The organism is Pseudomonas sp. MPDS (genome assembly GCF_013283895.1).
Taxonomy (GTDB): domain Bacteria; phylum Pseudomonadota; class Gammaproteobacteria; order Pseudomonadales; family Pseudomonadaceae; genus Aquipseudomonas; species Aquipseudomonas rhizophila.
The window spans coordinates 5,476,265-5,497,946 of record NZ_CP054128.1 but is presented as its reverse complement, the minus strand read 5'-3'; the positions used below and the strand labels follow the sequence as shown (position 1 = coordinate 5,497,946).

The following is a 21,682-nucleotide window of genomic DNA, read 5'->3' as shown; positions in this document are numbered from 1 at the left end:
AAAGACGCCGTATTTAACCACAAGCGCGCAGCCGAAACCAAAGGCTGTGCCGACGCCTAGTCCGAGCATGTCCGATAAAATAGAACTTCGCGCAGAGGTGCCGTCCGAATTGGGCGGCCAACGCCTCGATCAAGTCGCCGCACAACTCTTCGCCGAGCACTCGCGCTCGCGCCTTTCCGCCTGGATCAAGGACGGCCGCCTGACTGTGGATGGGGCGGTGATCCGCCCGCGCGACATCGTCCATGGCGGCGCCATCCTCGAACTGACTGCCGAGCAGGAGGCCCAGGGAGAATGGGTCGCCCAGGACATTGCCCTGGACATCGTCTATGAAGACGACGACATCCTGGTGATCAACAAGCCTGCGGGCCTGGTGGTGCATCCGGCCGCCGGTCATGCCGATGGCACCCTGCTCAACGCCTTGTTGCACCACGTGCCGGACATCGTCAACGTGCCCCGCGCTGGCATCGTGCACCGCCTGGACAAGGACACCACCGGTCTGATGGTGGTGGCCAAGACCATTCAGGCGCAGACACAACTGGTCACACAGCTGCAAAGTCGCAGCGTCAGCCGCATTTATGAATGCATCGTGATCGGCGTGGTCACCGCCGGTGGCAAGATCAACGCCCCCATCGGCCGTCACGGCCAGCAGCGCCAGCGCATGGCGGTGATGGAAGGCGGCAAGCAGGCGGTCAGCCACTATCGCGTGCTGGAGCGTTTTCGTTCCCATACGCATGTGCGAGTCAAGCTGGAAACCGGTCGTACCCACCAGATCCGCGTGCACATGGCCCACATCAACTTCCCGTTGGTGGGCGATCCGGCCTATGGCGGACGTTTCCGCATTCCGCCGGCCGCGAGCATCACCATGGTCGAGTCGTTGAAAAACTTCCCGCGCCAGGCGCTGCATGCACGTTTCCTGGAGCTGGATCATCCGACCACCGGCAAGCGCATGAGCTGGGAATCGCCGCTGCCGGATGACTTCGTCTGGCTGCTGACGTTGCTCAAGCAGGACCGCGAGGCGTTCATCGGATGAATGACTGGCTGATACCCGACTGGCCCGCGCCGGCCTGGGTAAAGGCCTGCGTCACTACCCGGACCGGCGGCGTCAGCCTGGCGCCGTTCGACAGCCTCAACCTGGGCGACCATGTGGGCGATGAGCCCACGGCCGTCGCTGAGAACCGTCGCCGCCTCACCGATCGATTTGCCATCCGTCCGGCCTGGTTGCAGCAGGTCCACGGTATTACCGTGGTCGAGGCTGATCCGGCTCAGGTGGCCATCGCCGATGCCAGCTGGACCGCCACACCGGGTATCGCCTGCACGGCGATGACGGCGGACTGCCTGCCGGTGCTGTTCTGCAACCGTGCCGGCACCCGCGTCGCGGCAGCCCATGCCGGTTGGCGCGGGCTGGCCAACGGCGTACTGGAAGCGACTCTCGACAGTCTCCAGGTCCCGGCCGACGAAATCCTTGCCTGGCTCGGCCCGGCCATCGGTCCGCAAGCCTTTGAAGTGGGGCCAGAGGTGCGTGAAGCGTTCATGGCGCAACTGCCTAGGGCGGCAGACGCCTTCGTGCCTGGCGACACTGCCGGCAAGTTCCTGGCCGATATTTATGCACTGGCCCGCCAACGGCTGGCGGTGCGCGGTGTCACGGCGGTCTATGGTGGCGGCCAGTGCACGGTGACCGACCCACGCTTCTTTTCCTATCGGCGCAACTCGCGTACCGGTCGCTTCGCCTCCCTGATCTGGCTCGACCGCTAGACTTCTCTGATCTGTATCAATAGCGCACTGCTTGAATCTTCCAGAATCGTCCACATCTATAGCGGTATCTGGCAGGTTTCTTCATTCAGGATGTTTTTAAGGTCCGGCCTGCTCAAAAGGAAGGTGACCCATGCGTATTGACCGTTTAACCAGTAAGTTGCAATTGGCCCTGTCCGATGCCCAGTCATTGGCTGTCGGCCTGGACCATCCCGGCATTGAGCCGGCGCATCTGATGCAAGCCATGCTCGAGCAGCAGGGCGGCTCCATCAAGCCACTGCTGATGCAGGTGGGCTTTGACGTGAGCAGCCTGCGTAAAGAGCTGGCCAAAGAGCTCGACCAGCTACCCAAGATCCAGAATCCGACAGGGGACGTGAACATGTCCCAGGATCTGGCGCGCCTGCTCAACCAGGCCGACCGCCTGGCCCAGCAGAAGGGCGATCAGTTCATCTCCAGTGAGCTGGTGCTGCTTGCCGCCATGGACGAGAACAGCAAGCTGGGCAAGCTGTTGCTCGGCCAGGGCGTGAGCAAGAAGGCCCTGGAAAATGCCATCAACAACCTGCGTGGCGGCGAAGCGGTAAACGACGCCAACCACGAGGAGTCCCGCCAGGCGCTGGACAAATACACCGTCGACCTGACCAAGCGTGCCGAGGAAGGCAAGCTTGACCCGGTGATCGGCCGTGACGACGAAATCCGCCGCACAATTCAGGTGCTGCAGCGTCGCACCAAGAATAACCCGGTGCTGATCGGTGAGCCTGGCGTGGGTAAAACCGCCATCGCCGAAGGCCTGGCCCAGCGCATCATCAATGGCGAAGTGCCGGATGGCCTCAAGGGCAAGCGACTGTTGTCCCTGGACATGGGTTCGTTGATTGCCGGTGCCAAGTACCGCGGCGAGTTCGAAGAGCGGCTCAAAGCCTTGCTTAATGAATTGTCCAAGCAGGAAGGGCAGATCATTCTGTTCATCGACGAGTTGCACACCATGGTCGGTGCGGGCAAGGGCGAAGGCTCGATGGACGCCGGCAACATGCTCAAGCCTGCGCTGGCCCGTGGCGAGCTGCATTGCGTCGGTGCGACAACGCTCAACGAGTACCGCCAATACATAGAGAAGGACGCGGCGCTGGAGCGGCGTTTCCAGAAAGTGCTGGTGGAAGAGCCCAGCGAAGAAGACACCATTGCCATCCTGCGTGGCCTTAAAGAACGCTATGAGGTTCACCACAAGGTGGCGATTACCGATGGCGCGATCATTGCGGCGGCCAAGCTCAGCCATCGCTACATCACCGACCGTCAGTTGCCGGACAAGGCCATTGACCTGATCGACGAAGCCGCCAGCCGCATCCGCATGGAAATCGATTCCAAACCGGAAGTGCTGGATCGTCTGGAGCGGCGCCTGATTCAACTCAAGGTCGAATCCCAGGCCTTGAAGAAAGAAAGCGACGAAGCGGCGAAGAAGCGCCTGGAAAGGTTGCAGGAAGAGATTGTTCGCCACGAGCGCGAGTATTCCGATCTCGAGGAAATCTGGAATTCGGAGAAAGCTGAAGTCCAGGGCTCGGCGCAGATCCAGCAAAAGATCGAACAGTCCCGCCAGGAACTGGAAGCGGCCCGTCGTAAAGGCGACCTCAACCGCATGGCCGAGCTGCAATATGGGGTGATCCCGGATCTGGAGCGCAGCCTGCAAATGGTCGACCAGCACGGCAAGAGCGAAAACCAGTTGCTGCGCAGCAAGGTCACCGAAGAAGAAATTGCCGAAGTGGTTTCCAAGTGGACCGGCATTCCGGTGTCGAAAATGCTCGAAGGCGAGCGCGACAAACTGCTGAAGATGGAAAGCCTGCTGCACCAGCGCGTGATCGGTCAGGAAGAAGCGGTAGTGGCGGTTTCCAACGCCGTGCGCCGGTCTCGAGCCGGGCTGTCGGACCCTAACCGTCCGAGTGGCTCGTTCATGTTCCTCGGCCCGACCGGTGTCGGTAAAACCGAGTTGTGCAAGGCGCTGGCCGAGTTTCTCTTCGACACCGAAGAGGCCATGGTGCGCATCGACATGTCCGAGTTCATGGAGAAGCATTCCGTGGCGCGGCTGATCGGCGCACCACCGGGCTATGTCGGCTACGAAGAGGGCGGTTACCTGACCGAGGCTGTGCGACGCAAGCCGTACTCGGTGATCCTGCTCGATGAAGTCGAGAAGGCCCACCCGGATGTGTTCAACATTCTGCTGCAAGTGTTGGAGGATGGTCGTTTGACCGACAGCCACGGACGCACGGTGGACTTCCGCAATACCGTGATCGTGATGACCTCCAACCTGGGCTCGGCGCAGATCCAGGAGCTGGTGGGTGATCGCGAGGCGCAACGCGCGGCGGTGATGGATGCAATCTCCACTCACTTCCGACCGGAGTTCATCAACCGGGTGGACGAAGTGGTGATCTTCGAGCCGCTGGCTCGTGATCAGATCGCGGGCATCACCGAGATCCAGCTGGGACGTCTGCGTAGCCGTCTGACCGAGCGCGAGCTGAAGCTGCAATTGAGTGACGAGGCACTGGATAAGCTGATCGCGGTGGGTTACGACCCGGTCTATGGCGCGCGGCCACTCAAACGTGCCATCCAGCGCTGGATCGAAAACCCGCTGGCACAGTTGATTCTGTCCGGGCGCTTCATGCCGGGCGAAACCGTGACCGGCACGGTGGAGAACGACGAAATCGTCTTCAACTGAAAGCCTGCGGATCGGGTGATTGGAATGGCCTCGCACTGCGAGGCCATTTTTTTCATCAGGCCGTTGAACTCAAAGGAAAAGGCTTGTAAAGTGCGCCCCGCAGTACGTCACCCCCAAGGGCCACTTCTCTGTGAGAAGCAACCCGAAATAAGTTGCAAATCATTGTCTTGAAAGCAATTTAAGGGGTTGACAGAGGTTTTTAAGATTGTAGAATAGCGCGCCTCAGACACACGAACGCAGCGATGCGAACGGGTAGAAGAGGTTGAAGCTGGCTTCAATGTTGTAGCTTCAAATAGCAGTAACTTGAAATATCAGTTCCGTGATAGCTCAGTCGGTAGAGCAAATGACTGTTAATCATTGGGTCCCAGGTTCGAGTCCTGGTCACGGAGCCATTTCAATCGGGGTATAGCGCAGTCCGGTAGCGCGCCTGCTTTGGGAGCAGGATGTCAGGAGTTCGAATCCCCTTACCCCGACCATTTTTGGGTCGTTAGCTCAGTTGGTAGAGCAGTTGGCTTTTAACCAATTGGTCGTAGGTTCGAATCCCACACGACCCACCATTTTTGAAACCAGTTCGCTGGAATCGAATCTTAAGATCAGAGGCCAAAAGCGCTGATCGAGGAAGGCGACTTGCGAAGGTCGCCTTTTTTTTACCGGGGTATAGCGCAGTCCGGTAGCGCGCCTGCTTTGGGAGCAGGATGTCAGGAGTTCGAATCCCCTTACCCCGACCATATTAAAAATCCTCGTATCGAAAGATACGGGGATTTTTTTTGCCTGCGATAAAGCAGATTGCCTTAAGTCATCGTACAACCTGCCGATAACCCACCGACAGGGGCGTGGCCCCACTTCAGGCCAAAATAAAAAAGGCGCTCCCCATGGTTCTTCGTCAACTGAATATCGCCCCCCGTGCCGCGTTGGGGTTCGCTTTGATCGCCGTGTTGGTGGCGTTGCTCGGGGTGTTTGCGCTTGGACAGATGTCGAGTATCCGTGACAGTGAAGTCGCGGTAGAAACTCAGTGGTTGCCCAGTATTCGCGGCGGTGACGAGATCCGTGAATTGATGTTGCGCATCCGCACCATTTCCCTGCGCATGGCCTTGGACCAGGACCCGAAGAACATCCCGGTGTACCGTGGGCAAATGGACACCCGCGACAAAGAACTGAGCGAAAAAATCGTCAGTTACGAAAAGCTCGTCATCACGCCTGAAGGCAAGGCGCTTTATGACCAGTTCAAGCAAACCTTTGCTGCTTACCGCACGGGCATCGCCCAATCCTTCGCCCTGGCAGAGCAGGGGCGTCGGGACGAGTTGATCAAGCTGCTGCTGGTGGACATGAAGACCGTGGTGGACGGTTCCGGCAAACAGCTCAACGATCTGGCGGAACTGTTCTCCAGACAAGTCTCCATCGAGAGCCAGAAGTCCCAGGAACACTACGTCAATTCCCGGATGATCGTCAGCCTGTTCATTGTGCTCGCCGCCTTGGCGACGGTGGCCCTGGCCATGCTGCTTACTCGCAGTATCGTCAAGCCTTTGGGCGAGGCGTTGAATGCCGCCGAAAACGTCGCCCGAGGTGACCTGACCCGACCGATCAAGACCCACGGCAGCGACGAAGTCAGCCGCTTACTCAAGGCGCTGGCGACCATGCAGCAGAACCTGCGTGAAACCTTGCAGGGCATCAGCGGCTCAGCTACCCAACTGGCGACCGCCGCCGATGAGCTGAACGCGGTCACGGTCGATAGCACCCACAGCCTGCAACAGCAGAATAACGAAATTGAACAGGCCGCCACCGCCGTCACCGAGATGACCACCGCCGTGGAGGAAGTCGCGCGCAATGCGGTTTCCACCTCCGATGCCACGCGTCAGTCCAGTGAGTCGGCGTCCCTTGGGCAGCAGCGGGTCAGCGACACGGTCGACGCCATCGGCGCCCTGGCCAGTGATGTGCAGGTGACTGGCGGCCTGGTGCAGTCCCTGGCCAACCAATCGCAGGATATCGGCAAGGTGCTGGACGTGATCCGGGCCATCGCCGAGCAGACCAACCTGCTGGCCCTCAACGCGGCCATCGAGGCGGCCCGGGCTGGCGAAAGCGGTCGTGGGTTTGCGGTGGTGGCCGATGAGGTGCGGGCGCTGGCTTATCGCACGCAGCAATCGACCCAGGAAATCGAGCAGATGGTCCAGGGCATGCGCAGCGGCGCCACCCAGGCGCTGGATTCGATGCAGGCCAGCTCCAGTCGCGCCGCCAGCACTCTGGCAATGGCGGAGCGGGCAGGGGAGGCGCTACAGACCATCACGGCGTCGGTCAACGAGATCCACGAACGCAATCTGGTGATCGCCAGCGCCGCTGAAGAACAGGCGCAAGTGGCTCGGGAGGTGGATCGCAACCTGGTGAACATTCGGGATCTGTCGGTGCGCTCGGCCACCGGTGCGGACCAGACCAGCGCGTCCAGCCATGAGTTGTCGCAACTGGCGAATTCATTGCGCACCATGGTGCAGCGGTTTCAGGTTTGATCGATGGATGGCTCGGACAGTGATCCTGCCCGAGCTCAAGTATTGACTGTACCGCCCCCATCGCGAGCAAGCTCGCTCCCACAGGATGACCGCGATCAACTGTGGGAGCGAGCTTGCTCGCGATGACGGTGGATCATTCGATGTCAGTACTGCTGACTCAATGCAGCTTCAGCCGAGGCTCGGTCCCACGCCCGATCTTGCTGCCCAGCATCAGCATGGCCGTGCGGAACATGCCGTACAGCGCCATCTGGTGCATGCGGTACAGCGAGACATAGAACATCCGCGCCAGCCAGCCTTCGAGCATCACACTGCCGGTCAGGTTGCCCATCAAGTTACCCACCGCTGAGAAGCGCGACAGCGAAATCAATGAACCGTAGTCGGTGTATTTGTATTCCGGCAGGGCCTTGCCTTCGATCCGCAGCTTCAGGGATTTGGCCAGCAGCGAGGCTTGCTGATGCGCGGCCTGGGCACGGGGCGGAACGTTGCGATCGCTGCCGGGTTGCGGGCAGGCGGCGCAATCGCCGAAGGCGAAGATGTTCTCGTCACGGGTGGTCTGCAGCGTCGGCAGCACCTGCAGCTGGTTGATCCGGTTGGTCTCCAGACCGTCGATTTCCTTGAGGAAGTCCGGGGCGCGAATCCCGGCGGCCCAGACTTTCAGGCTCGCGTCGATGACCTTGCCATCGACGGTGATCAGGCTGTCGGCTGTCACCTGGCCAACAGCGGCGTTGGTCATGACATTGACCCCAAGTTTCTCCAGGGTCTTGTGCACAGGGCCGCCGATGCGCTCCGGCAAGGCCGGCAGGACTCGCGGTCCGGCTTCGATCAGGGTGATGTGCATGTTCTCCGGTTTGATCCGGTCCAGGCCATAGGCTGCCAGCTCATGGGCGGCGTTGTGCAGCTCGGCCGCCAGTTCAACCCCCGTCGCACCGGCGCCGACGATGGCAACGCTGATGCGTTCGACCACGTCGGTTTGCCCGGCATGGGCGCGCAGATAATGGTTGAGCAATTGCTGATGGAAACGCTCGGCCTGTTTGCGCGTGTCGAGGAACAGGCAATGCTGCGCCGCGCCTTCGGTGCCGAAGTCATTGGTGGTGCTGCCGACGGCGATCACCAGAGTGTCGTAACCCAGTTCACGAGCCGGCAGTAGTTCCAGGCCCGCCTCGTCATAGGTGGCGGCCAGCTGGATGCTCTTGCGCTCGCGATCCAGACCGCTCATGCGCCCCAGCTGGAACCCGAAATGGTTCCATTTTGCCTGGGCGACGTAGTTGAGTTCGTCTTCGGAGGAGTTCAGGGAACCGGCAGCCACTTCGTGCAACAGCGGTTTCCAGATATGGGTCAGGTTCGCGTCGACCAGCATCACACTGGCCGTGCCGCGCTTGCCCAGAGTCTTACCCAGACGGGTAGCCAACTCCAGACCGCCGGCGCCGCCGCCAACGATGACAATACGATGAGTCATGGGGATATCTCGCAAGGCTAAAGGAAATCGGTGCCGTTACCCGCGCGAGCATCAAGCGGCTCATAGCGTCAGGTAACTGATCAGTCGGCTCAACAGGCCCAGGCCGATGGTGATGGCCAGTACCACCACCAGGAGCATCCACGGCCGGAAAGGCCGGCGCTCGACTCGGTGCTGGGACAGTTGCAGGTACTCTTCGACATGCTTCTGGTCTTCCGGGTTCAGGCGGCTGGTCATAAAGGCCTCGGCAGGTAGACGTTGCGAAAGGTATAGACGCTACAGCGTCTGGCTATCCGGCATTGAAAGCAGCGTAGCCGCTCGCCGGAACAGGTTCGACACTCAAGCTGTCGTCCAGGCGAATGATTCCACTTTTTAACACCCGTGCGGTGATTCCGCCATGGCCGCGCACGGCCTGGAACGTCCCTTCGCCGAGGTTACGCTCCAGTCGCGCGCACGGCTGGCACCAGCCGGTGGTTTCGAAGATGGCCTGGCCGATGCGAAAGCGCCGGCCCTTGAGGCTGAACAGATTGATACCGCTGACCACCAGGTTGCGTCGCAGCTCTTGCGGCAACACCGGCTGATCCACCGGGCGGCCCATCAGTGAACCGATCACGGCCAGGTGTTCCCACTGAATCAAGGTGACTTGCCGTGCATTGCGCACGCCGGGACGGGCATGGTCGCCCGTCAGGCCGGCCTCCAGACGGGCCTCCACGGCGTCGAGTTCAATCATGGGTGCATGGCCCTGGGGTCGCACGCCTATCCAGCGTACGCGGCCTTGCTGGGGCACGGCGGCAATCAGTTCCTGCAGTGGGCTCACAGGCTGATCCCGACATCGAACACGATGCTGCGCCCCAGATTGCTGCGCAGGAAATCCGGCGCATCGGGATGGGCGAACAGCACCCGGGCAAACGTCGGCCCCACCAGCGACAGCGAGCGCCAACCCTGGCGCAGGTATTCGGTCGGCGGCGGGAAATGGCTGTTGAGGTCCAGCACTTCGCGCTTGAGGCTGGCGAAGGCGATGATGTCCAGCTCCCCCAGATCCATGCCGCGTTCGGTGTAGTTGTGGGCTTTCTTGCGCAGGGTCGGGGCCAGGCGCAGCAGGAATTCATTGGCCGGGATGCGTCGGGGCTTGGCTTCGCGGCGCACCAGTTGGCTCAGGGAGAAAGCGCTACGGCGGCGCTGCAGCTCGTCGCGCCATTCGTCATTGAGGCGACGGCCTTCGTCGAGGACAAAAAACACCTCGAAGTTGGCATCGCGAAACAATACGTCCGGCGGCTCTCCCGCAGGGGCGAACTCGTCGGCGCGATAGGGTACGTTCAGCCCTTGCAGCAGACGCTGGCAGACCCAACGCTCACGCTCCCATTTGCGGGCATTGGAGAGAAAGGCGTTGGCTTGCTCGGCCGCGATGGTCAGCAGGCGTAAATAATCTGAATCATCCATGAGCCCAAGCTTAGCGTTCAATTGCGACAAGCTGGAAGCGTTGCATTGATTTATGGCCGGTTAAGGGTGGGGTGTAGACTGCTGGCTTGAATCCTGAGGTGATCATGGAGTCTTTGATGCAAGGACAAGCCAGAGGAGTAGCGCCATGATCGGTGCCGAACTGCTGTCTGCGCAGACGTTGACGGTCGGCTGGCTGATTTATGTGCCGGTGCTGGCCTGGGCCGTAGCACGGGCGCCATGGGTGGAGCTGTTCACCGACAGCCGTCGCCAGCACTTGCTGTTCGGCACAGTCCTGGCCGTGTTCATGTTGTGGCTGGTGCGACGGGATTTCGATACCGGCGTCTCGTATCACTTCATCGGCATGACCGCCGTGACACTGCTGCTGGACTGGCCGCTGGCGATTCTCGGCGGCCTTTGCGCCCAGCTGGCCCTGGTGCTGCTGGGACGCCAGGACATGGCGGCGGTGGGTATCAACGGTGCGTTGCTGATTTTGCTGCCGGTGCTGGTCACCGAGTGCTGCGCGATCCTGGTGGAACGCGCCCAACCGCGCAATCTGTTCGTGTACATCTTCTGTTCGGGATTTCTCGCCGCCGCGCTTTCGGCGTTGTTGTGCCTGCTGGTGGGGCTTGGCCTGCTGTGGTACGACGGAGTGTTCGCCATGCCTTACTGGCTGGAAGATTTCATCGGCTACCTCTGGCTGATCATCTTTCCCGAGGCGTTTATCAACGGCATGGTGGTCAGTGCGTTGGTGGTGTTCAGCCCCGAATGGCTGGAGACCTTCAACCGTACGCGCTATCTGTCGGCCCCCTGGAAGGATGACGACAAGCCTTGATTCACATCAAGGCTGAGCAGCCGGGTGCGCTTCATGCTCTAGAAAAATTCCAGGAGCACAACCATGAGTGTTTATGAGTGGGCGAGACAAGAGATCAGGCGCAGCCAGGATGCGGCAGTGGAAATCGGCTTCGACCCGGGCCTTAGCCTGCGGGCCTTGCTCAGTGCGATCGTGCAGCAGAGCAAGGCGGTGCGCAGTGCTGAAGACCTGGCCGATGAACTGAGTTTCCTGGCGGAGAATCTCGACGATGAACAGGACTACGGCTTCATGCGGCCTTAAGGCGACAACGCGGTGGGGAAACTCATGGCTCCCTAGTGGCGAGGCTCGAACTCTTCGCTGAACAGGTCGTCCTCGGCATCGGGGCTGACCGGGATCTTGTGTTCTTCCGACGCCCAGGCGCCCAGGTCGATCAGTTTGCAGCGGTCGGAGCAGAAGGGCCGGAAGGTGTTTTCCGGGCTCCATTCCACAGGGGCGCCACAGGTTGGGCAATCAACGGTTGGGGTTTGGCTCATGACTGGCCTCCACGCAAAGTAAGGTAAAAGTGATGCAGGCGCTCGACCTCGCTGTGCAGCCAGGCGAGGTCGCGGTCATTGACCACCACGTCGTCGGCATGGCTCAAGCGATCCTGACGGCTGGACTGGGCCTTGAGGATCGCCTGGACCTGTTGCTCGCTGGTCTTGTCGCGCTGCAAGGTGCGTTCGATCTGTAGTTGTTCCGGTACATCGATCACCAGGATCCGCTGGGTCATGGCGTACTGGCCGGACTCGATCAACAGCGGCGACACCAGAATCGCGTAGGGTGATTGTGCCTGGGCCAGATGATGAGCGATTTCCTCGGCGATCAACGGATGCAGCAGCGCCTCGAGCCAGCGGCGTTGCTCGGCATCTTCGAAAATCAGTTGGCGCAGGGCCGCTCGGTCCAGTGTGCCGTCGGCCTGCAATACGCCGGGGCCAAAATGTTCGGCGATCTTGGCCAGCGCCGGGCGTCCGGGTTCGACCACCCAGCGCGCCGCGTGATCGGCGTCGACGACGTGTACGCCCAGGTCGATAAAGTGCTGGGCCGCCGCGCTTTTGCCGCTGCCGATACCGCCAGTCAGGCCGAGAATCCAGGGTTTTTCTGCGGGGCTATTCATTAAAATCGACATTAGGAACCGACAGACTGCCAATAGAAGTCGGTTATTTGACCACCCCAGAGCAAGGCAATCCAGCCGGCAATGGCCAGATAGGGCCCAAAGGGGATTTGCGTCGATGTCGGAGCATCACGCAGGCGCAGCACAATGACCCCGATAACGGCGCCCACCAGCGATGACAACAGCAACGTCAGTGGCAGGATCTGCCAGCCACCCCAGGCGCCCAGCATCGCCAGCAGCTTGAAATCCCCGTAGCCCATGCCTTCCTTGCCAGTGATCAATTTGAACACCCAGAACACCGACCACAGCGCCAGATAGCCGGCCACGGCGCCCCACATCGCCTGATTCAAGGGGACGAACAACCCGAAGCTGTTGACGATCAAGCCCAGCCACAACAACGGCAGCACCAGGGTGTCAGGCAACAATTGGTGCTCGGCATCGATCAGGCTCATGCCCAGCAGGCCCCAGGTCAGCACCATCACCATTGCGGCCTGCCAGCCAAAGCCGAAATACCAGGCGACGAACGCCGACAGGATGCCGCAGGCCAGTTCGGTCAGGGGATAGCGCCGGCCGATGGGCGCGGCACAACTGGAGCAACGACCGCGCAATGCCAGGTAACTCAATAGCGGAATGTTTTCCCAGGCCCGGATGCGGTGGCCGCAGTGCGGGCACTGGGAATGCGGCAGCATCAGGTTGTAGACCGGGCCAGGGGCTTCGGCGGGCAGGCCCAGCAAGTCATGGGCTTGCAGCCGCCATTCGCGCGAGAGCATCTTGGGCAGGCGCCACACCAGGACGTTGAGGAAACTGCCGATGATCAGTCCGAGCAGTAAAGCGGCGAGCACAAAGGCCAGGGGATACAGCGCGAAAAATTCGGTCAGGGGCATGTCAGATCGCAGAGCCGAGTTGAAAGATGGGCAGGTACATGGCAACCACCAGGCCGCCGACGACCACCCCCAGGACCACCATGATGAACGGTTCCATCAGGCTGGTGAGATTGTCCACCAGATTGTCCACCTCGGCTTCATAAAAGCTCGCCACTTTGTCGAGCATGTCGTCCAGCGCGCCGGACTCCTCGCCGATGGCGGTCATCTGGATCGCCATGTTCGGGAATATGCCTGAAGCACGCATGGAAAAATTCAATTGCATGCCGGTCGAGACATCCTGCCGGATGCGTTGTACCGCGCGTTTGAACACCACGTTACCGGTGGCGCCTGATACCGAGTCCAGGGCTTCCACCAGCGGCACGCCGGCCGCGAATGTCGTGGACAGGGTCCGGGCGTAGCGGGCCACGGCGGATTTGTACATCAGGGTGCCGATCAGCGGCAGTTTGAGCAGCCATTTATCGCGCCAGTCACGCAAGCCCTGGGAGCGCTTGAGTGCATGTTTGACACCGAAGAACGCCGCCACCGCGCCGCCCAGCAGCATCCACCACCACTGCTGCATGAACTCCGACAGGCCGATGACCATCACCGTGAAGGCCGGCAGTTGGGCGCCGAACCCGGAGAATACCGATTCGAACTGCGGCACCACCTTGACCAGCAGAATACCCGTGACCACGGCGGCGACGAGCACCACAGCGGCCGGGTAGGTCATGGCCTTCTTGATCTTGGCCTTGAGGGCTTCGCTTTTTTCCTTGTAGGTCGCGACGCGCTCCAGCAGCGTATCCAGGGCGCCGGCCTGTTCACCGGCGTCCACCAGGTTGCAGTACAGTTCGTCGAAGTATTGCGGGCTCTTGCGCAACGACGCGGCGAAGCTGTTGCCGGCGGCGACTTCCTGTTTCACCTCGTCCACCAGCTTGCGCATGTTGGCGTTGTCGAAGCCTTCGCCAATGATGTCGAACGCCTGCAACAAGGGCACGCCGGCCTTGAGCATGGTCGCCATCTGACGAGTGAACAGGGCGATATCCAATGGCTTGATACGCTTGCCCTTGCTGAATATCGAGGTGGACTTCTTGCGAACCTTGCCTGGGTTGATGCCTTGTTTGCGCAACTGGGCCTTGACCAGGGCCGGGCTCTGCCCAGTCAGTTCGCCGGTCATTTTCGTGCCTTTGCGGTCTTTGCCTTCCCACGTGTAAACGTCGGTTTTTATTGCCTTGACCGCCATGTTCAATCCTTGGTGACCCGGTTGATTTCTTCGAGGCTGGTGATGCCTTGCATCACTTTGAGCAGTCCCGAGGCGCGCAGGTCATTAAAACCGTCCTTGCGCATTTGCAGGTCGATTTCCAACGAGTTGCCCTCGGCCATGATCAGCCGTTGCAGCTCGGGCGTATTCCTGACCACTTCGTAAACCCCCACGCGCCCCTTGTAGCCGTTGTTGCACTGTTCGCAACCGACCGGCTCATAGATCGTGAACGAGCCGATGCGTTCCCGCGGAAAGCCTTCCTTGAGCAGGGTTTCCTCGGGAATCTCGATGGCCCTTTTGCAATGCGGGCACAGCTTGCGCGCCAGTCGCTGGGCGATGATCAGGTGGACCGCCGTGGCGATGTTGAAGCCGGGAATGCCCATGTTGTGCAGGCGGATCAGGGTTTCGGCGGCGCTGTTGGTGTGCAGGGTGGAGAGCACCATGTGTCCGGTCTGGGCGGCCTTGATGGCGATTTCGGCGGTTTCCAGGTCGCGGATCTCGCCCACCATGATCACGTCCGGGTCCTGGCGCAGGAACGAGCGCAGGGCCTGGGCGAAATCCAGACCCTGGCGCGGATTCACGTTGACCTGGTTGATGCCTTCCATGTTGATTTCCACCGGATCCTCAGCGGTGGAAATATTGATGTCCACAGTGTTGAGGATATTGAGCCCGGTATAGAGCGACACGGTTTTGCCAGAGCCGGTGGGCCCGGTCACCAGAATCAACCCTTGTGGTTGTTTGAGCGCCGCCATGTACAGCTCTTTCTGGTCCGGCTCGTAGCCCAGGGCATCGATACCCATCTGCGCGCTGGAGGGGTCGAGGATCCGGATCACCACTTTTTCACCCCAGAGCGTCGGCAGGGTGTTGACCCGGAAGTCGATGGACTTGTTTTTCGACAGGCGCATTTTCAGGCGCCCGTCCTGGGGTTTGCGCCGCTCGGAAATATCAAGGCTGGCCATGACCTTCAGGCGCGCGGCGATGCGGGTGGCCAACTGGATCGGCGGGCGGGCCACCTCTCGCAGCATGCCGTCGGTACGCACCCGCACCCGGTAGATTTTTTCATAGGGTTCAAAGTGCAGGTCGGAGGAGCCGCCCTTGATCGCGTCCAGCAGCATCTTGTTGACGAACCGCACCACCGGCGCATCGTCGGTGTCCTGGCCGGCGATGGAGTCTTGCTTGTGATCATCGATCGACTCGATGTCCAGGCCGTCGAGGTCGACATCGCCCATGCCTTCCAGGCCGGTGCTGGTGGATTCGAAAAACTTTTCGATGGCGTCGCTGAGCTTGTCGTCCTCCACCAGAATGGCTTCGGTGGTCAAGCCGGTGCTGAACTGAATGTCATTGATGGCCTGGTGATTGGTGGGGTCGGAGATGCCCACGAACAGCTTGTTGCCACGCCGCCACAGCGGCAGGGCGTGGTGCTGGCGCACCAGTTTTTCGCTGACAAGGCCGGTGGGTTGGGTTTCCTTGTCCAGGCTGTTGAGGTCCAGCAGGGCCACGCCGAAATGCTCCGAGGCAATTTCCGCCACCTGGCGACTCTGGACCAGTTTGTTCTGCACCAGGTAACTGACCAGGGGCATGCGACTGCTTTGGGCTTGTTGGTACGCCTGCTGCGCACTTTGCTCGGTGATCAGTTCGGCCAGCACCAATTGCTTGGCCAGACCGCTTAAGGCGATGTCATTCATGGGAATCCCGACGCGGACAGTTCATGACTTATAGCCTAGTCAAGCATCCAGACCAAACCAGCGGGGGCGCAGTGACAAAAAACGTCAGATAGTGCGCTTGTTGGGGTAGGACATAGGGGCGCTGCGGGTCGAAGTCCCTTGCCAGCGGGCGCGACAGGGTTGGCACATGCCATGCAATGGCCTCCTCAGGTCATGAGACTCCACCTCATGATTTGGAGATTATCTATGAATAAGCAAAACGGTTTTACCTTGATCGAGTTGCTGATCGTTGTAGCGATCATCGGCATCCTGGCGACGTTTGCGTTGCCGCAGTATTCCAAGTATCAAGCGCGGGCGAAAGCTACGGCGGGGCTGGCGGAAGTCTCCGCGTTGAAGGTGCCGTTCGAGGACGTCATGAACCAGGGAACCAACCCGACGTTAGCCAACATCGGCGGAACATCGCCCACCAGCAATTGCACCCTGACCGCTTCAGGTACTGCAGCGGACGGAACCGGAACCATTGCATGCACCCTGCTGAATGCGCCAGCTCCCGTTCTCGGCAAGGCAATCACCCTTTCCCGTTCAGCAGCCGGTGTCTGGACCTGCGCTTCGACGGCCGTCCAGGAATTCTTGCCCGCCGGTTGCACGGGGGCCGCTGCACCCTGATTTTGGGTCTGGTTGAGCCGGTGGCGAGGGGCTTTTCCCCTTGCCCAGGAAAACCTCAACAATTCATAAACTTAGGGAGCGCCGAAAAAGCCGCAACTTGCATGTCCCAAATCAGCAGGCCATGCATTTTGCATGATTGTGAAAATTGCCGTTTCGCTTAACTAGTTGATTTTAAAAGAATTAATTAATTCGTGAAAACTGGCACAGCCTTCGCACTACTCCTGATAACCCTGCCGGGAAACACCTCCGGCAGTTTTTGAGAAAAACAGGAGTTACTCGTATGAAGAAGTTCGCTATCACTGCCGCAGCTGCCACCGCCCTGACTCTGACCATGGCTAGCGCTTTCGCCGAGACCACTCAAGCAACTCAGGCTCCGATGATGCTGGCTGCTGGTGAAGTGACAGAAGCCAAAGAAGATGTTTCTGATACCTGGATCACCACCAAGGTCAAAGCCGATCTGGTCACTGAAAAAGGCATCCCAGGTTCCGATATCAAGGTAGAAACCAATAAAGGCGTAGTGTCGCTGTCGTCGACTACTGTCCTGACCGACGCGCAAAAAGACACCGCCGTGGCGATTACCAAGAAAATCAAAGGCGTCCGAGACGTTTCGGCTGACGGCCTGAAATCCGAGTAAGACTCAAGGCTTCTCGCCTGGACCGGGAGAAGGCACGGCAAGCGGGCTGAGACATACGTTTGCCGTTGCTTTGGAGTTCATGCGAAGGCCACACGGAAGTGGCCATTACAGGCCCCCGGCATTCGTGCCGGGGGCCTGTTCTATTGCGCAATGGAAAAGTATTCAGGGACCCATCTGGGAAATCGACTGGCCGATTTCGCGAGCATGCTCGCTCCCACAGTGGACGAGCTTCTTCGGCAAGATGCGTTCGAATGTGGGAGGGAGCCTGCTCGCGATTGGCGGCGGCACATCCCACGCCATCTCAACTGAATGACAGAACCGCTCAGCGCCCCCGCTTGCTGGTGATCTGCACCAACCGATTCCCCTCGAAACGCAGGTACTGGTACATGCCACTGTTGGGGCCGTAGGTCCATTCTTCCACCGGGTATTCTTCCCGGCGATTGACGCTGCGTTTGTAGCCCAGGTCATCCCGCGCCGCGGGTTGCCCGCATTTTTGCAGGACTTCGCTGGAGCGGTCACCGACGCTGATCAACTGGCTGCCACAGCGCAATGTATCGGCTGCCGACGTCTGGCCGCTGGCGAGCAGCAAGATCAGGCTAAGCCCGTACAGACGTTTCATCTTATTCGGCATCCAGATGCATGGGGGTGATCACGCGCCCGTCGCTTTCGGCCTGACCGAGGCTGGCGTCGATGAAATACACACGGTCATCAGCCAATTGCCCTTTGTCCACCAGGAAATCCTTGATGCTGCTGGCGCGCTCCTGTCCCAGCTGGCGCAACAGCACTTCGTTGCCACTCCAGAACGAGATCACGCCTTCGCGCAGTTTTTCCGTGCGCGCCTTTTTATCCAGTTGCGTCCATTCGACCGGTGGCTGGGTCTTGAGACGGGTGCGATAGATGCCTTCGAGCAGCGGTGCCTTTTCATCCTCGGGCACCTCCAGCAGCGAGGCCTTGGCAGGGACTTTGTCGCCTCTGCGCTGCAGCATCTTGTAGTAGTTGTACTGGTATTCGCGTTCCAGACGCTGGGCGGCGAGCAGCGGACCGTCGCTGCTTTGGGCGGCGGTGCCTTCGATCTCCAGGCGCAACTCCGGACGTTTACCGAGGGCTTCGGACAACTTGAGCAGCGTGCCTTCGTTGTCCGGGTTCAGTTCGCTTGAGCCCGGGGCGAATGACACGCTGCCCAAGTCTTGCGAGGCACCCCCGGCCACCAGCCCACCGATGAGTTTGAATGGCGCCTGGGCCGCCCGTACCACTAGGTTGCGCAGGGTTTGCCAGACAATCGGCATCACGCTGAATTGCGGGTCATTGAGGTCGCCGGAAACCGGCAGCTCGATGGAAATCCTGCCTTCGGAATCCTTCAGCAGCGCGACGGCCAGCTTGAGCGGCAGGCTCACGGCGTCCGGGCTGTCGACCTTTTCCCCCAACTGCAGTTGCTCGACCACCACTTTGTTATCGGCCAGCAACTTGCCTTTGGTGATCCGGTAGTGCAGGTCGAGGTTGAGTCGGCCCTTGCGGATGCGATAGCCGGCGAATTTGCCGGAATAGGGTGTCAGGGTCGTCAGTTCGACCCGTTTGAAACTGGTGGCGATGTCGAGGCTGGCCATCGGGTCGAAGGGGTTGAGCGCCCCTTTGATGGTGACAGGCGCGTAGCGGTCGACCTTGCCGTTGATGTCCACGGTGGCCGGCTTGGCCTGGCGGCTGTCGATGGTGCCGATCTGGCCGTTGAGCTGCTGGATGGCCGTGGCGAAGTTCGGCGTCAGGCTGAAGTCGGCGAAGTTGGCCGAGCCATCGTTGATGGCAATGCCGCCGACGTGGATGCCCAGCGGTTTCTCCTGGGATGCCGGTTTTGCCGGGCTGTTGTTCGTACCACTGTCGGCCGGTTGCGGGATCAGCAGGTCATCGACGTTGGTGGTGCGGTCTGGGTTGATCATGAATCGCGCGTAAGGCTGGTACAGGTTGACCTTGTCGATCGACAGGCTGTCGCCGTGCTGATAGTTGAGCCCTTCGAGCACCAACTGTTTCCACTTGATGAAGTCCCGGGTCCTGAGGGTATCGAGGGTGTGCAGTTGATCGACCTGGGCGCGACCGGTGACGGCGAATGCCAGCGGCTCGGTGCTCTTGAGGTCCACCGCCAGGTCGCTGCCGAGCATCCCGGAGCGCAGTTCCAGGCGAATGAACGGGTTGATGTAGGCCTGGGCGACCCGCAGGTCGATGTCCTGGGTCTTGACCTTGAGCCGGGCGGTGATCGGGTTCAGGTTGACCTCGCCGTCAGCCAGGATCTTGCCCTGTTTGCCTATCCCGGTATCCAGCTTGAGGGTAAAGGGTGAGCCGTTGAGGGTGTCGTAGTTCTGCAGGTCGAGGTTCAGCGGGCCGACCTCCAGGGCCACCGCCGGCTGCGCCTGACGGTCGGCCAGGTGCACCTGGTAATTGCGCAGTTGCACGTCCTTCAACAGCACCTGCCAGGGCTTGCTCGGTGCCTGGGGGGCAGGCTCGGGCGAATCGGCGGCTGCCGGGGCCGACGCCGGTTCGACCTTGACCTGCGGTTTGGCCGGCTGACTGGCGAAGAGTTTTTGCCAGTCCAGTTGCCCATCCGCCTCGCGCGCGGCCCAGGTTTCCAGCTTCTGGCTGCGGATCTTGCCGACGATGACTTGTTGCTTGGCCAGGTCGACGGTTGTATCACTCACATCCAGGCGTTCGAGCTTCGCCAATGGACGGCCATCCGGCGCCTTGATGGAGAAGGGGGCCACGCTGACGGCCACGTTGTTGAGCAGCAGTTCGGTGCCCTTGGCCAGGTTGAGCTTGTAGTCGGTACTCAGGTTCAGCACGCCGTTTTCCAGCACCAGCGGTACCGCGTCGCGTACGTAGGGCCACCAGACTTTCATCTGGCCGTCGGTGACTTTGATCTTGCCCTCGGAGGCGATCGGCGTGAGGCTGAAGTTGCCGGTCCAGTCGACCCGGCCGCCTTGAGGGCTGACGGCCACCAGGGTCATGTCGGCGTTGTCATCGGGCAGTGTGCTGAGGTTCTTGAGCTCGAAATCAAGGGTGTCGTACAGAAACTCGATGGGCTCGCTGGGACGCAGGTCCTGAAAATGCAGGTAACCGCCGGCCAGTTTGATCCGGTCGATTCGCAGGGGAAACGGCTTGGCGTCGGGGTCGGCCGGGGTGGGTTCGCTGGCCGGCAGCTTGAACAGGCCCAACAGGTTCAACTGACCGTCCTTGGCGAACATGATCTCGGTCTTGGGCTTGTCCAGCTCGATATCGGTCAGGTGCAGGGCGCCGGACCAGAGGCTGTCGAGCTGCAGGTTGGTGTACAGCCGTTCGAAGGCGACCTGCTCCTTGCCCGGTTCGCCGACATTCAGGCCCCAAAGCGTGACTTCGAGGCTGAAGGGATTGAGCTCGATACGCTGAATCTGGGCTGGCACCGTTGCATGGTCGGCCAGTTGTTGATTGGCGATCCGCAAGGCGACACCGGGTAATATCAGAAAACCCAGCAGGCTGTAGAGGGCCAGTACGGTCAACAGGGCGCCGAAAGCGCGAATCAATCCTTTGGGCATGTGCGGCTTCATCTGGTGTGAATTCGGAGTGCCTTGGAGTATGGCATGCGTTTACGGTTCCGAAGCCACTGTGATTTATCAGATTTGTCCGTTTTCGGCGTAGGAGTTGAACCGCTGGTTCAGAGCTGAAGGATCAACGTCTTGAGTGGCGGCTGCTGGTCCCGCGAGGGGAAATCGCTGCCGGGTGTCAGTATTTTCCATTCGCGCACCGGGCGGCCGGCCTTTTCCGCGCAGCGCAGCACCTGCTCGCGCCAGTCGTCCATGGAGACTTTTGCCAGGTTGTTGCAACAGATCAGCACGCCATTTTCAGCGGTGGTGAGCAGCGCCGGCTTGAGCAGGCTCTGGTAATCGCGCAAGAGGTCGACAGTGCCGAACGCGCTCTTGGCCCAGGCGGGCGGGTCGAGCAACACCAGGTCGTACTGGCGTTGCTCCAGGCGCACATAACCTGGCAGCTTCTGCCCGCGTCGCTGACTGATGGGCAGGCCGGCCAGTTGGCGGATGGCCGGGAAGTAATCCGATTGCACGAAATCCATGGGCGGCAGATCAGGGTTGAGCAAACCGTTCTCGCGCCCCACCGCCAGGTTGCCTTCGGCAAAGTCCAGGTTGCACACCTCGCGCGCGCCACCGGCCGCGGCGCTCAGGCCGACGCCGCAGGTGTAGGCGAACAGGTTCAGCACGCTTTTGTGACGGCTGTGTTCCTTGACCCAGCCCCGGGCGTTGCGCAGGTCGAGAAACAGCAATGGATCCTGCCCGGCATGGCGCCCGCGCACGCGGTAGTTCAGGCCCCATTCACGGCCGACAAGGTCTTGCAGGGCGGCTTCGTCAGCCTGGTAAACGGTGTCCTGGCGGTCGACGCGCGAATTGCCCCGGGCGCGATCGTTGTAGACCAGCAGGGTGTCCAGGCCCAGGCACTCGTTGACGATACCGTGCAATTGCAGCAAGGCATCGCGTTCCAGTGACTGATGGAAACTTTGCACCAGCAATTGCGGGCCGTAGCGGTCGACCGTCAGGCCAGGGGCGCCTTCCTGGCTGCCATGGAACAAGCGATAGCAATCGGTGCCTTGCTGGTGCAATTGGCCGAGCAGGTCCTGGCGCTGATCGAGGGCGGCGCGCAGCGCCTGATTCAAGGAAGACATGCCGGGCGCGCCTTAAGGAAATGAGGCGCGGGAGTTTAGCAGTTTCTGTGGCGAGGGGATTTGTGGGAGCAAGCTGTGCTCCCACAGTCCAGCGACGCAAGGACTCGA

20 protein-coding genes, 4 tRNA genes and 1 pseudogene are annotated in these 21,682 nt (G+C 60.6%); 13 read left to right on the top strand and 12 right to left on the bottom strand.

The window, feature by feature from the left end:
* Positions 1-67 precede the first annotated feature (67 nt).
* The 9 genes and pseudogenes from rluD to HQ912_RS28235 all read left to right on the top strand — a co-directional run bounded on the left by rluD (position 68) and on the right by HQ912_RS28235 (position 6,945).
* On the top strand, positions 68-1,030 hold the full coding sequence (gene rluD, locus HQ912_RS24475) for a 23S rRNA pseudouridine(1911/1915/1917) synthase RluD (RefSeq protein ID WP_047229873.1): 963 nt from the start codon (positions 68-70) through the stop codon (positions 1,028-1,030).
* On the top strand, positions 1,027-1,752 hold the full coding sequence (gene pgeF / locus HQ912_RS24470) for a peptidoglycan editing factor PgeF (RefSeq protein WP_076386367.1): 726 nt from the start codon (positions 1,027-1,029) through the stop codon (positions 1,750-1,752). The genes rluD and pgeF overlap by 4 nt, the downstream gene beginning before the upstream one ends.
* 130 nt (positions 1,753-1,882) lie before the next feature.
* Positions 1,883-4,447, top strand: coding sequence for an ATP-dependent chaperone ClpB (gene clpB / locus HQ912_RS24465; protein ID WP_047229871.1), 2,565 nt, complete (start codon positions 1,883-1,885; stop codon positions 4,445-4,447).
* Positions 4,448-4,763: 316 nt separating this feature from the next.
* Positions 4,764-4,839 (top strand) — tRNA-Asn (locus tag HQ912_RS24460).
* A gap of 7 nt (positions 4,840-4,846) precedes the next feature.
* A tRNA-Pro gene (locus HQ912_RS24455) sits at positions 4,847-4,923 on the top strand.
* Positions 4,924-4,928: 5 nt separating this feature from the next.
* Positions 4,929-5,004: transfer RNA gene (locus tag HQ912_RS24450), tRNA-Lys, on the top strand.
* A 94-nt stretch (positions 5,005-5,098) separates the two neighbouring features.
* Positions 5,099-5,175: transfer RNA gene (locus HQ912_RS24445), tRNA-Pro, on the top strand.
* Between the two features lie 144 nt (positions 5,176-5,319).
* Positions 5,320-6,090, top strand: a pseudogene (locus HQ912_RS28240) (MCP four helix bundle domain-containing protein); the annotation flags it as partial.
* Positions 6,082-6,945 carry a methyl-accepting chemotaxis protein gene (locus HQ912_RS28235; protein ID WP_371517269.1) on the top strand — a complete coding sequence of 288 codons (864 nt, stop codon included), beginning with the start codon at positions 6,082-6,084 and terminating at the stop codon, positions 6,943-6,945. The pseudogene HQ912_RS28240 and the gene HQ912_RS28235, both read left to right, overlap by 9 nt.
* A 157-nt stretch (positions 6,946-7,102) precedes the next feature.
* Here HQ912_RS28235 and HQ912_RS24435 read toward each other — a convergent pair whose 3' ends face one another.
* The 4 genes from HQ912_RS24435 to HQ912_RS24420 are packed head-to-tail and all read right to left on the bottom strand — an operon-like array spanning position 7,103 to position 9,838.
* Positions 7,103-8,401, bottom strand: a complete 1,299-nt coding sequence (locus tag HQ912_RS24435; protein WP_047229869.1) for an NAD(P)/FAD-dependent oxidoreductase — start codon at positions 8,399-8,401, stop codon at positions 7,103-7,105.
* A gap of 60 nt (positions 8,402-8,461) precedes the next feature.
* Positions 8,462-8,635: a DUF3094 family protein gene (locus HQ912_RS24430; protein WP_076386361.1), complete on the bottom strand. Its 174-nt coding sequence runs from the start codon at positions 8,633-8,635 to the stop codon at positions 8,462-8,464.
* A 52-nt stretch (positions 8,636-8,687) separates the two neighbouring features.
* A complete protein-coding gene (locus HQ912_RS24425; protein WP_107322954.1) occupies positions 8,688-9,215 on the bottom strand; it encodes an MOSC domain-containing protein in 528 nt (175 codons plus the stop codon).
* Entirely contained in the window at positions 9,212-9,838 is a 627-nt protein-coding gene (locus tag HQ912_RS24420; RefSeq protein WP_047229866.1) for a DUF1780 domain-containing protein, read from the bottom strand. Before HQ912_RS24420 ends, HQ912_RS24425 begins: the two co-directional genes overlap by 4 nt.
* Positions 9,839-9,983: 145 nt before the next feature.
* On the opposite strand from HQ912_RS24420, the gene HQ912_RS24415 reads away from it, so the two are divergent.
* Both HQ912_RS24415 and HQ912_RS24410 read left to right on the top strand, forming a co-directional pair.
* Entirely contained in the window at positions 9,984-10,670 is a 687-nt protein-coding gene (locus HQ912_RS24415; protein ID WP_047229865.1) for an energy-coupling factor ABC transporter permease, read from the top strand.
* A 63-nt stretch (positions 10,671-10,733) separates the two neighbouring features.
* Positions 10,734-10,949: a hypothetical protein gene (locus HQ912_RS24410; protein ID WP_076386357.1), complete on the top strand. Its 216-nt coding sequence runs from the start codon at positions 10,734-10,736 to the stop codon at positions 10,947-10,949.
* Between the two features lie 32 nt (positions 10,950-10,981).
* On the opposite strand, the gene yacG is transcribed toward HQ912_RS24410, so the two are convergent.
* Genes yacG through pilB form a run of 5 tightly spaced genes read right to left on the bottom strand, consistent with a single transcriptional unit; the run spans position 10,982 to position 15,605 of the window.
* Positions 10,982-11,182 carry a DNA gyrase inhibitor YacG gene (gene yacG, locus HQ912_RS24405; RefSeq protein WP_047229863.1) on the bottom strand — a complete coding sequence of 67 codons (201 nt, stop codon included), beginning with the start codon at positions 11,180-11,182 and terminating at the stop codon, positions 10,982-10,984.
* On the bottom strand, positions 11,179-11,802 hold the full coding sequence (coaE, locus tag HQ912_RS24400) for a dephospho-CoA kinase (protein ID WP_047229862.1): 624 nt from the start codon (positions 11,800-11,802) through the stop codon (positions 11,179-11,181). The genes yacG and coaE overlap by 4 nt, the downstream gene beginning before the upstream one ends.
* Before the next feature lie 11 nt (positions 11,803-11,813).
* A complete protein-coding gene (locus tag HQ912_RS24395) occupies positions 11,814-12,683 on the bottom strand; it encodes a prepilin peptidase (protein WP_047229861.1) in 870 nt (289 codons plus the stop codon).
* A 1-nt stretch (position 12,684) separates the two neighbouring features.
* Entirely contained in the window at positions 12,685-13,902 is a 1,218-nt protein-coding gene (locus tag HQ912_RS24390) for a type II secretion system F family protein (RefSeq protein WP_076386354.1), read from the bottom strand.
* 2 nt (positions 13,903-13,904) lie between these two features.
* Positions 13,905-15,605, bottom strand: a complete 1,701-nt coding sequence (pilB, locus tag HQ912_RS24385) for a type IV-A pilus assembly ATPase PilB (RefSeq protein ID WP_047229859.1) — start codon at positions 15,603-15,605, stop codon at positions 13,905-13,907.
* Between the two features lie 225 nt (positions 15,606-15,830).
* Here pilB and HQ912_RS24380 point away from each other — a divergent pair, with 225 nt between their 5' ends.
* Together HQ912_RS24380 and HQ912_RS24375 are read left to right on the top strand one after the other, a co-directional pair.
* On the top strand, positions 15,831-16,250 hold the full coding sequence (locus HQ912_RS24380) for a pilin (RefSeq protein WP_047229858.1): 420 nt from the start codon (positions 15,831-15,833) through the stop codon (positions 16,248-16,250).
* A 280-nt stretch (positions 16,251-16,530) separates the two neighbouring features.
* Positions 16,531-16,884 carry a BON domain-containing protein gene (locus tag HQ912_RS24375; protein ID WP_047229857.1) on the top strand — a complete coding sequence of 118 codons (354 nt, stop codon included), beginning with the start codon at positions 16,531-16,533 and terminating at the stop codon, positions 16,882-16,884.
* A gap of 322 nt (positions 16,885-17,206) precedes the next feature.
* On the opposite strand, the gene HQ912_RS24370 is transcribed toward HQ912_RS24375, so the two are convergent.
* The 3 genes from HQ912_RS24370 to HQ912_RS24360 all read right to left on the bottom strand — a co-directional run bounded on the left by HQ912_RS24370 (position 17,207) and on the right by HQ912_RS24360 (position 21,574).
* Positions 17,207-17,503 carry a DUF2845 domain-containing protein gene (locus HQ912_RS24370; protein WP_047229856.1) on the bottom strand — a complete coding sequence of 99 codons (297 nt, stop codon included), beginning with the start codon at positions 17,501-17,503 and terminating at the stop codon, positions 17,207-17,209.
* 1 nt (position 17,504) lies between these two features.
* Positions 17,505-20,438 carry a DUF748 domain-containing protein gene (locus HQ912_RS24365; RefSeq protein ID WP_047229855.1) on the bottom strand — a complete coding sequence of 978 codons (2,934 nt, stop codon included), beginning with the start codon at positions 20,436-20,438 and terminating at the stop codon, positions 17,505-17,507.
* 119 nt (positions 20,439-20,557) lie between these two features.
* Positions 20,558-21,574, bottom strand: coding sequence for a class I SAM-dependent rRNA methyltransferase (locus tag HQ912_RS24360; protein WP_047229854.1), 1,017 nt, complete (start codon positions 21,572-21,574; stop codon positions 20,558-20,560).
* Positions 21,575-21,682 lie beyond the last annotated feature (108 nt).